Annotated in this window: 6 protein-coding genes; all 6 read left to right on the forward strand. The window is 46.2% G+C overall.

Translation table 11 applies throughout. The features are described 5' to 3' along the window. Positions 1-190: 190 nt before the first annotated feature. The 6 genes from psbB to GVY04_17645 all read left to right on the forward strand — a co-directional run bounded on the left by psbB (position 191) and on the right by GVY04_17645 (position 6,762). Positions 191-1,720 carry a photosystem II chlorophyll-binding protein CP47 gene (gene psbB, locus GVY04_17620; protein ID NBD17877.1) on the forward strand — a complete coding sequence of 510 codons (1,530 nt, stop codon included), beginning with the start codon at positions 191-193 and terminating at the stop codon, positions 1,718-1,720. Positions 1,721-2,000: 280 nt separating this feature from the next. After that, positions 2,001-2,096 carry a photosystem II reaction center protein T gene (locus tag GVY04_17625; GenBank protein NBD17878.1) on the forward strand — a complete coding sequence of 32 codons (96 nt, stop codon included), beginning with the start codon at positions 2,001-2,003 and terminating at the stop codon, positions 2,094-2,096. 245 nt (positions 2,097-2,341) lie between these two features. Then, positions 2,342-3,547: a S1 RNA-binding domain-containing protein gene (locus GVY04_17630; GenBank protein NBD17879.1), complete on the forward strand. Its 1,206-nt coding sequence runs from the start codon at positions 2,342-2,344 to the stop codon at positions 3,545-3,547. 154 nt (positions 3,548-3,701) lie between these two features. Then, positions 3,702-4,442 (forward strand): HAD-IA family hydrolase, encoded by a 741-nt coding sequence (locus tag GVY04_17635; protein NBD17880.1) that lies wholly within the window; start codon positions 3,702-3,704, stop codon positions 4,440-4,442. Positions 4,443-4,672: 230 nt separating this feature from the next. Continuing rightward, a complete protein-coding gene (locus GVY04_17640; protein NBD17881.1) occupies positions 4,673-5,923 on the forward strand; it encodes a methionine adenosyltransferase in 1,251 nt (416 codons plus the stop codon). Between the two features lie 38 nt (positions 5,924-5,961). Beyond that, complete coding sequence (locus GVY04_17645) at positions 5,962-6,762, forward strand: 4'-phosphopantetheinyl transferase superfamily protein (protein ID NBD17882.1); 801 nt, start codon at positions 5,962-5,964, stop codon at positions 6,760-6,762. Positions 6,763-6,987: the final 225 nt, after the last annotated feature.

The raw sequence follows: 6,987 nt of genomic DNA on the forward strand, positions 1-6,987 counted from the left end.
AATTGCCATCCTCCTCTAACAAAAGTTACACTTTGTTAAATAATCTTCAGTTTTTTTCAGAACTTGTTAACAGCGAAGGAAAGCAAATCTAAATTGTTCTCCCCGTTGGCGGTAAGTTCGGTACAAAAAAAGAATGATGTAAAATTTTTGTAAATGTTGGCTCTCATTTATTAAAGGAGGAGCGTAGTCGATGGGACTACCTTGGTATCGAGTTCATACGGTTGTTTTAAATGATCCAGGACGGCTGATTTCCGTCCATTTAATGCACACCGCTTTAGTTGCGGGTTGGGCGGGATCAATGGCGTTGTTTGAATTGGCAACGTTTGATCCCAGTGATCCTGTATTAAACCCCATGTGGCGTCAAGGGATGTTTGTTCTACCCTTTATGACCCGTTTGGGAGTCACTGAATCGTGGGGGGGCTGGAGCGTTACTGGCGCAACCGCAGTTGACCCCGGCTTCTGGTCTTTTGAGGGCGTCGCGATCGCGCACATTGTCCTCTCCGGATTACTCTTTTTAGCAGCGTGCTGGCACTGGGTTTATTGGGACTTAGACCTGTTCTATGATCCTCGTACTGGCGAACCTGCCCTTGATCTCCCGAAAATGTTTGGGATTCACTTATTCTTATCGGGGCTCCTTTGCTTCGGTTTTGGCGCCTTTCACCTCACAGGCTTATTCGGTCCGGGAATGTGGGTGTCTGACCCCTACGGGCTGACGGGGCACGTGCAGCCGGTTGCCCCAGAGTGGGGACCCGAAGGGTTTAACCCCTTTAACGCTGGAGGGGTGGTTGCTCACCATATTGCCGCCGGAATCGTGGGCATCATCGCTGGAATTTTCCACTTAGCGGTGCGTCCGCCCCAACGGCTCTACCGTGCATTACGGATGGGGAACATTGAAACGGTTCTCTCTAGCAGTATTGCAGCAGTCTTCTTCGCGGCGTTCGTTGTTGCGGGAACCATGTGGTATGGCAGCGCGACAACGCCAATTGAATTATTTGGTCCCACCCGTTATCAATGGGATCAGGGCTATTTTCAAGAAGAAATTGACCGTCGGGTCAATAGCTACATGGCAGAAGGCTACAGCCGGTCTGAGGCCTGGTCACAAGTTCCCGAAAAACTGGCCTTCTATGACTATGTTGGGAACAATCCCTCCAAAGGTGGTTTGTTCCGGGTTGGTCCGATGAACCAGGGAGACGGTTTAGCCCAAGCTTGGTTAGGACACCCGGTGTTTAAAGATGCAGAAGGTCGCGAACTAGCAGTTCGTCGTCTGCCGAACTTCTTTGAAACCTTCCCCGTTGTTTTAGAAGATGAAAATGGTGTAGTTCGTGCGGATATCCCCTTCCGTCGGGCGGAATCCAAATACAGTATTGAACAAATGGGTGTAACGGTGAGTTTCTTTGGCGGTGCCCTTGATGGTCAAACCTTTGAAGATCCGGCCCAAGTGAAAAAATACGCACGGAAAGCTCAACTTGGAGAAGTGTTCTCCTTTGACCGGGCAACCTTGGGCTCTGACGGGGTATTCCGCACCAGTCCTCGCGGTTGGTTTACCTTTGGTCATGCGGTGTTTGCTCTAATTTTCTTCTTCGGTCACATTTGGCATGGTTCGCGGACGCTCTATCGCGATGTTTTTGCCGGTGTAGAAGCCGATTTAGAAGAACAAGTGGAATGGGGTGCATTCCAGAAAGTGGGTGACAAAACCACTCGTAACCCCAACCGTGCTTAAAGTCAGTTAGAGACAATTAGGTTTTCCCAGGCGAGAGGGAAGTCAAAGATTACGCCTTCCGAAACCGCGGAATGAGGAGGGACCCTGCGCGGGTTTCCCGCGCAAAGGAACGCCCGACGATGCGGTGCCGCTTTCCAACTGGAATCGAATTCCAGTTGGGTCGGCACGGAAGGCGCCTGTCCTCACTAAAGCTCCGGTGACCGTTGGTCATTCTTCTCTCTCGCAATTTTTGTATTTGCTGTTAGACTGTTAGGTGAAGGGATCAGGAAAATTTAAGATTATGGAAGCTGTTGCATATATCCTTATATTGGCTTGCGCGATCGGGGTTTTATTCTTCGCGATCGCGTTTCGTGAACCACCCCGCATTAATAAATAATTGAGACAGTTAAGCTCAATACAGAAACTGAACCATACTATTGCTATCCCTTGCTTTAAAAAGGAATGGCAGGGTGGTTCAGTTTTGATACAGTTTATCCAATTGACTTCTTAAATAAAGGAACGAAAAATCAGTTATAATAGAGTGTCTGTACCATATTTTTACTCAGTAAACTTAAGTGTACATCTGATTTGAGGAATAACTATCAACACAACGGAGATCAAAACATAGGAATCGAAACACACATGGTCAGTCAGAACGCAACATCGAATCGAGACATTGGTTTTACTCATGAGGATTTTGCTGCCCTCCTAGACGAATACGATTATCACTTTAATCCCGGTGATATTGTTCCTGGCGTTGTCTTTAGCGTCGAACCCCGTGGAGCATTGATTGACATTGGCGCCAAAACTGCCGCATATATTCCCATTCAGGAAATGTCAATTAATCGTGTTGAGGAGCCGGATGAAGTTCTCCAACCGGAGGAAACAAGGGAATTTTTTATTCTGACTGACGAGAATGAAGACGGTCAATTAACACTTTCCATTCGTCGTATCGAATATATGCGCGCTTGGGAGCGGGTACGCCAATTACAAGCAGAAGATGCAACCGTGCGCTCAGGCGTATTTGCCACCAATCGCGGGGGGGCTTTAGTCCGGATTGAAGGATTGAGAGGATTTATTCCTGGCTCTCACATCAGTACTCGTCAACCGAAAGAAGATTTAGTCGCGCAAGATTTGCCCCTAAAATTCCTAGAAGTGGACGAAGAACGGAATCGTCTTGTGCTTAGCCATCGCCGGGCATTAGTGGAACGGAAGATGAGCGGCTTGAAAGTGGGAGAAGTGGTCATTGGCTCGGTTCGGGGAATCAAACCCTATGGTGCGTTTATTGATATTGGTGGGGTCAGTGGTTTACTCCACATTTCTGAAATTTCCCACGATCATATTGATACGCCCAGTAGCGTCTTTGATATCAATGATGAGCTGAAAGTGATGATCATTGACTTAGATGCCGAACGAGGACGAATTTCTCTTTCTACAAAACAGTTAGAGCCGATTGCGGGTGCGATGCTCAATAACCGTGAGTTAGTCTTTGAACAAGCCGATAAGATGGCACAGCGGTTCCGCCGTAAGCTGCAATATCAAACCCAAGGCTTAGCGAGTGAAGATATTGAAGCAAAACTCAACGAAGAGTTTGGTCCAATTGGTCAACGTCCGGGTGAAACCAAAGAAGCCGAAATAACCGAAACTGAAGCAATAGCAGAGAATACGGTAGAGACAGCAACTGAAACCGAAGCAGTGGCAACGGAAGAAGAAGCCAGTGTCACTGAAGAAGCAACCTCTGCTGGGGAAACAGTTGAAGACGCAACAGAAGAAACCAGTGAAAATAACATTGAATCTTCCTCAGACGAAACCGAAGAGGAAGAAATTGTGTCTGCTGCGAACGAATAAGGTTAGCGCATGAAAGAATTGAAAAAAGGGGGCTTATGCCCTCTTTTTTAACTTTAAAAGGGCAAGGTTAGGGGCAATTTTCATCGTAACCGCTGACCTGGTATTGTGCAGCGAGTGATGTCAAATTCAAGCAAAGATTATCTGAGGGGGTCACTTGGTTACAATTTCTTGTCAAGAGTGTGAATTTGAGAATATTCAAGCCATTATTTTTGATAAAGATGGGACATTAGCTGATTCGGAAAAATTTTTACGGGAGTTAGGGCAAAAACGGGCTCGTTTGCTGGATGCCAAAATTCCAGGAGTCGGTGAACCCTTGTTAATGGCATTTGGGATTGAACAAGCCAGTCTTAATCCCGTGGGATTAATGGCGGTGGGCAGTCGCTATGAAAATGAGATTGCAGCGGCTGCCTATATTGCAGAAACCGGGCGCGGTTGGTTAGAGTCGTGCGCGATCGCGCAAGCGGCTTTTTCCGAAGCCGATGAGCATTTTACAGCCCATGCCGAAACTTCACCCCTTTTTAGCGGCTGTTTAGAGCAGTTACAAGCCTTCGCGCAAGCGGGACTCAAATTAGCCATTCTTTCTGCGGATACTCAAGACAGTGTGGAAACATTTATTACCCGTCATGAACTCTCCCCGTATATTCAGGTGGCAAAAGGAGTAACTGCCCAAGGATTACACAAGCCTGATCCGAAATTATTTTTACAGACCTGTGAGCAATTAGCAGTAGAACCGAAGGAAGTTTTAATGGTTGGCGATGCGCCCGGCGATATTGAAATGGCACAACAAGGCGGTGCTGCTGGCGCGATCGGGATTTGTTGGGAAAAACCCGAAGCGAGTCATTTAGAGGCGGCAGACTGCGCGATCGCGCAGCTTAATGAACTAAAAATCACCTAACCCTCCGATCAATATATGACGCATGACCAGCAATCTGATATAGTGGCTATGAACGAATAAAGGGAATAAAAATCAAAAAGACCCTGAAGTAGTAACCTGTATGATGGCAACCCAGTCAAAGCTGTTGCCTCTTTTTATAAAAGGCACAACTTCTGACCATTGGTTAAGGATTGTCCGTCCATAGAGGTTGCTCAGAAACAGTCAACTTTCGATTAGGAGGAAAAGTCAACTTGTCTAGTAAATATATTTTTAGTTCTGAATCGGTAACAGAAGGTCATCCTGATAAGGTTTGCGACCAAATTTCCGATACCATTCTCGACGCCTTGCTCACTGGAGACGATAAAAGTCGGGTGGCAGCAGAAGTCGTCGTCAACACTGGATTAGTGCTCGTGACAGGGGAAATTACCTCCAAGACGCAAGTGAACTTTGTGAACTTGGTTCGCGAAAAAATTAAAGAAATTGGTTATACCGATGCTGATAATGGCTTTTCTGCTGATAGCTGTGCCGTATTAGTTGCCCTTGATGAACAATCTCCCGACATTTCGCAAGGGGTAACTAGCGCTCAAGAAAGCCGTGACCTCAGTGATGACGAACTCGATCAAATTGGTGCGGGTGACCAAGGGTTAATGTTTGGGTTTGCTTGCAACGAAACCCCAGAATTAATGCCTCTCCCCATCAGCTTGTCTCACCGTTTAACTCGCCAGTTGGCAAAAGTTCGTCATAATGGCACCCTTGACTATCTCCGTCCCGATGGTAAGAGCCAAGTGAGTGTTGCTTACGAAGATGGTAAGCCGGTTCGGATCGACACAATTTTACTCTCCACCCAACATGATCCAGAAGTGGGCGGTAGCACGGATGAGAAAACCGTTCATGACAAAATTAAAGCGGATCTCTGGAAAGAAGTTGTGCTTCCCATTTTTGAAGACATTAACATCAAGCCGGATGAGAACACCAAATACTTAATGAACCCCACCGGTAAATTTGTGGTTGGTGGTCCCCAAGGGGATGCTGGTTTAACCGGACGGAAAATCATCGTTGACACCTATGGCGGTTATTCTCGTCATGGCGGTGGCGCGTTCTCTGGTAAGGATCCAACAAAAGTTGACCGCAGTGCTGCTTATGCAAGCCGTTATGTGGCGAAAAACATCGTTGCGGCTGGCTTAGCCGATAAGTGTGAAGTTCAACTTAGCTACGCGATCGGTGTTGCGCGTCCCACTAGTGTTTTTGTTGATACCTTTGGTACCGGTAAAGTTGACGAAGAAAAATTACTCGAAGTGATTCGCAAAAACTTTGAACTTCGTCCTGCTGGTATTATCCAAGACTTGAACTTACAGGAGCTGCCGAAGCAACGGGGCGGACGTTTCTATCAAGATACTGCAGCTTATGGTCACTTTGGACGTCCTGACCTTGATCTACCTTGGGAACGGACGGATAAAGCAGAAATCTTGAAACAAGCGCTCAAAGAAGTTGCTGCTGTCTAGATTTAGGTTAGTTTATTGCTCATTGACCCTTCTCTCTTATGGGAGAGGGGTTTTTTAGGTTAGTCGTTACGAAGGATCAACAACCCATTATCGAGATTTGGCAAGCTCATTTAGATATTTCTCCTCAGTTGGAAGCAGAATATTGGGCGATTTTGAATGCTGAGGAAAAACAACGGGCACATCGCTTTGTGAAGTCGCAGGATAAAACCCGCTTCATTGCAGGGCGAGGAATTTTGCGCTTGCTGCTAGGACAATACCTTAATTTAGCACCAGCAGCCATTGCATTTGACTATCTTTCTCAAGGAAAACCCATCCTAGGGAAAAAACACTGCGATCAAGCCCTGCAATTTAATGTTTCTCATTCTCACCATCTGGCACTGTATGTTATTTCTGACTCTGGTCAAAACGTTGGAATTGATTTAGAATTCATGCACCCTTTTCCCCAAGCATTATCTTTAGCCCGGCGTTTTTTTCAAGAACAAGAAGTTGCCTATTTAGTCTCACTTCCTCCCCCGATGCAAGAAGCAATGTTTTTCCGCTTATGGACAGCCAAAGAGGCGTATCTCAAAGCAACGGGAGAAGGGTTAAGCGGCTTACAAAATATAGAACTGGCCCTCAATCGGCAGTCTCAGCAGTTCGATGTTATGAGGAGTGCAGAAAAGGTTCATTTATACTCTTTTATCCCAGTGGATGATTTTGTGGCAACGGTTGCTTGTTTAACGCCACAAAGTAATCAAGGGCAAGGGCTTGATCCATCTAATAAATGGACAATTAGAGACCGAAAATTATGGGCTGAAAACATAGAGAGTCAGTTTGTTTTTCATAACTGGGATCAATAATTGAGAAGAGATCAATCCCCTCCAATCAAACTCCAAAATCTCGATGATTGTTTTTGATGAGCAAGGACAAACAGCACGATCGCGCAATTGAACCTTATATTTGAGTGACATCTTCCCATCGTTCATCCTACGGATAGAACGCGGGCTTCTCCATCTCGTTTCCGAGACTTCGCGTTTTTAAGTGAGGCGAGGCCCAACCCCACTTTCTTAATTAAAATTCCTGAG

This window comes from Cyanobacteria bacterium GSL.Bin1, assembly GCA_009909085.1.
In the GTDB taxonomy this organism is placed as follows: Bacteria; Cyanobacteriota; Cyanobacteriia; order Cyanobacteriales; family Rubidibacteraceae; genus Halothece.

Excerpts from the sequence above, each read along its gene's own strand:
- psbB (NBD17877.1), top strand. The coding sequence starts at position 191 with ATGGGACTACCTTGGTATCGAGTTCATACGGTTGTTTTAAATGATCCA.
- GVY04_17625 (NBD17878.1), top strand. The coding sequence starts at position 2,001 with ATGGAAGCTGTTGCATATATCCTTATATTGGCTTGCGCGATCGGGGTT.
- GVY04_17630 (NBD17879.1), top strand. The coding sequence starts at position 2,342 with ATGGTCAGTCAGAACGCAACATCGAATCGAGACATTGGTTTTACTCAT.
- GVY04_17645 (NBD17882.1), top strand. The coding sequence starts at position 5,962 with ATGGGAGAGGGGTTTTTTAGGTTAGTCGTTACGAAGGATCAACAACCC.